This window comes from Thioalkalivibrio denitrificans (genome assembly GCF_002000365.1).
Taxonomy (GTDB): Bacteria; Pseudomonadota; Gammaproteobacteria; order Ectothiorhodospirales; family Ectothiorhodospiraceae; genus Thioalkalivibrio_A; species Thioalkalivibrio_A denitrificans.
The window spans coordinates 1-2,424 of record NZ_MVBK01000156.1 but is presented as its reverse complement, the minus strand read 5'-3'; the positions used below and the strand labels follow the sequence as shown (position 1 = coordinate 2,424).

The window sequence follows — 2,424 nt, the reverse complement described above, 5'->3', positions numbered from 1 at the left end:
CTCCCCCGCGCGCGGGGGAGGGCCAGGGTGGGGGCCCGCTCAGGGTCGCAGATCCTGCTTGCGCAACAACTCCCGTGCGTGATCCACCGGAATCGCATAACTGATTCCGCTCGGCCGCTCCAGCGCACTCTCGCGGCCTTCCTTTACAAACACCATGTTCAGCACCCCGATCACCTCCCCGGTGGAAGGATTGAACAGCGGGCTGCCGCTGTTGCCGGGGTAAGCCGTCGCGTCCAGCTGGAAGATCGTGTAGGGCTCGCGCATGCGGCGGATCAGGGCCGGATCCAGTTCCCGGCCGGTGCGGGCAGGAATCACAACGGGCGCGATCGCGGACACCGTGCCTCGATGCGTGGCGGGGAAGAGCCCGAGCGCGGCGCCGATGGGGAAGCCGGTGAAGGCGATTGCCTGCCCCTCCTTCACCGAGTTCGTGTTCCCGAGCCGCAGCGCCGGCATCGGATCGCCGTCGATCCTCAAGAGCACCAGATCCCGCGCAGGATCACTGGCCACCGCCCTCGCGGGCCGCACCTGCGCCCTGCCCTCACCGGGCACGAACACCGCCAGAAACTCCCGGCGTTCCGAATCCAGGATATTGGGCAATACATGATCATTGGTAATCACGTGCCGCCCGTCGCCCACCACGAACCCGGTCCCCCGCAACTGGACACGGGGCTGTCGGGTTTCCTGATAGGTGCCGACACCCACGACAGAGGGTTTGACGCGATCAATCGTGGCTGACAGCTCGGCCGCCACCACGACACCAGGCCCGGCTACAGCCAGCAGCATCAGTCCGGCCAACCAGCCGCCGTACCTGAGCCTCAACAACCTGGATCGAGAGTCGATAGTCATCCGGGGATCCTCCCTTGCTCCTGTACCCTGCCAGAGATTATGGGTCACCGCGGCTACGGTGTCAGACCTCCGTACTCTTAGGATGCTCGCGGCGACTGTGCGAGCCCGGCATTCCAAGCCGGACCTGTTCCTTGTATCCTCCATGGATCCGAGTCCTCACGTGAACCACTGATCCTCACACTTGCCGAACCCGGACGATCATCGACCGAACCCGTACGCTATGAGGCTGAACGACCAGCAAAGGCAGATCGCCCAACAGGCCGTGCTGACACATTTCGGCCCCAATGCGCGCGTCTGGCTCTTCGGCTCCCGGGCACACGACGACCGACGCGGCGGCGACATTGATCTCTACGTGGAGACCGATCCCCGTGAGGACCTGCTCAGAGCGGAGGCACGAACCATTCTGGAGATCCAGCAGGCCCTCGGAGACCAACGCATAGACCTGGTCACCCACGTGCGCGGCCGCCCTCGAAAAGCCATCGATCGAATCGCGCGCGAGACCGGGATCGAACTCCGATGACGTCGACCGGCACCGATTACTTCCGTGAGTCCTACCTCGAAGCTCTGCGCTCGGCGGAGAGCCTATCGACGTCCCTGCCCAGGCTTCGTCCCGATTACGGCCCCGAGGAAATTCAGGCGATCGACCAGGAGACCAAGGACCGCCTCGATGCGTTCAGCCTGCGCTTTATCCGTTTGCAGGATGCCATGGGGAGAAACCTTTTCCGGGCCCTGCTCGGCGCTGAACTCGAGGATACGGCGGATCTGACCCAACTGGACCTCCTCCACCGCATGGAGAAGCGCGGCATTGTTACGGGCGTCGATGACTGGGCGCTGCTCAGAAGGCTGCGCAACCTGCTCACTCACGAATACCCGGATGATCCCGCCAAACAGGCCGACATACTCAACGAAGCGATCCGCAGCGCCCCGCTCCTGCTGGATACCCTTCGTGCTGTAGGCCGTTACGCCCGTGAGCGGCTCGGCATGAGCGATCTCCCCGAAACCACCCTCACCCTACCCTCTCCCTGAGGGCGAGGGAGAAAACCCCCAAAGCCAACCCTTGCCATCCCCTCCCCCGCTTGCGGGGGAGGGCCAGGGTGGGGGCCCGCGGGAGCTGGCTAAGCCGCCGAACCCGGACCACTCCCCCGAACCGCCGCCAGAATCACCTCCAGCACAACTTCCGTCTCCTGCAACACCTCATGATTCCAGAAGCGCAGCACCCTGAATCCCTGCTCCACCAACCAGGCATCCCGCCGCCGATCCTGCCAAACCTGTTCCGCATGCTGCCCACCATCCAGTTCGAGGACCAAACAAACCTCCAGGCAGACAAAATCCACCACGTAAGGTCCCAGGGGATGCTGCCGCCGAAACTTGTGACCATCGAGTTGACGGTGCCGCAGACGACGCCAGAGAAGCAATTCCGCATCCGTCATCCGACTGCGCAACTCACGCGCAATCCGGATCCTTCGTCGATCGACCATGAGCGATCCTCGTCCATGAGTTCGAAAACCACACTCACCCTCCCCCCTCCCTGAGGGCGAGGGAAACACTCCCAAAACCGACCCTCGCCATCCCCTCCCC

At 63.9% G+C, this 2,424-nt stretch carries 4 protein-coding genes; 2 read left to right on the top strand and 2 right to left on the bottom strand.

The window, feature by feature from the left end; genetic code table 11:
- Positions 1-39 precede the first annotated feature (39 nt).
- Positions 40-783 (bottom strand): S1C family serine protease, encoded by a 744-nt coding sequence (locus B1C78_RS17170; protein ID WP_425443986.1) that lies wholly within the window; start codon positions 781-783, stop codon positions 40-42.
- A 283-nt stretch (positions 784-1,066) separates the two neighbouring features.
- On the opposite strand from B1C78_RS17170, the gene B1C78_RS17165 reads away from it, so the two are divergent.
- Positions 1,067-1,366, top strand: coding sequence for a nucleotidyltransferase domain-containing protein (locus B1C78_RS17165; protein ID WP_077280371.1), 300 nt, complete (start codon positions 1,067-1,069; stop codon positions 1,364-1,366).
- Positions 1,363-1,872, top strand: a complete 510-nt coding sequence (locus tag B1C78_RS17160; RefSeq protein ID WP_077280370.1) for a hypothetical protein — start codon at positions 1,363-1,365, stop codon at positions 1,870-1,872. The genes B1C78_RS17165 and B1C78_RS17160 overlap by 4 nt, the downstream gene beginning before the upstream one ends.
- Positions 1,873-1,961: 89 nt before the next feature.
- Here B1C78_RS17160 and B1C78_RS17155 read toward each other — a convergent pair whose 3' ends face one another.
- Entirely contained in the window at positions 1,962-2,324 is a 363-nt protein-coding gene (locus B1C78_RS17155; RefSeq protein ID WP_077280369.1) for an endonuclease domain-containing protein, read from the bottom strand.
- Positions 2,325-2,424 lie beyond the last annotated feature (100 nt).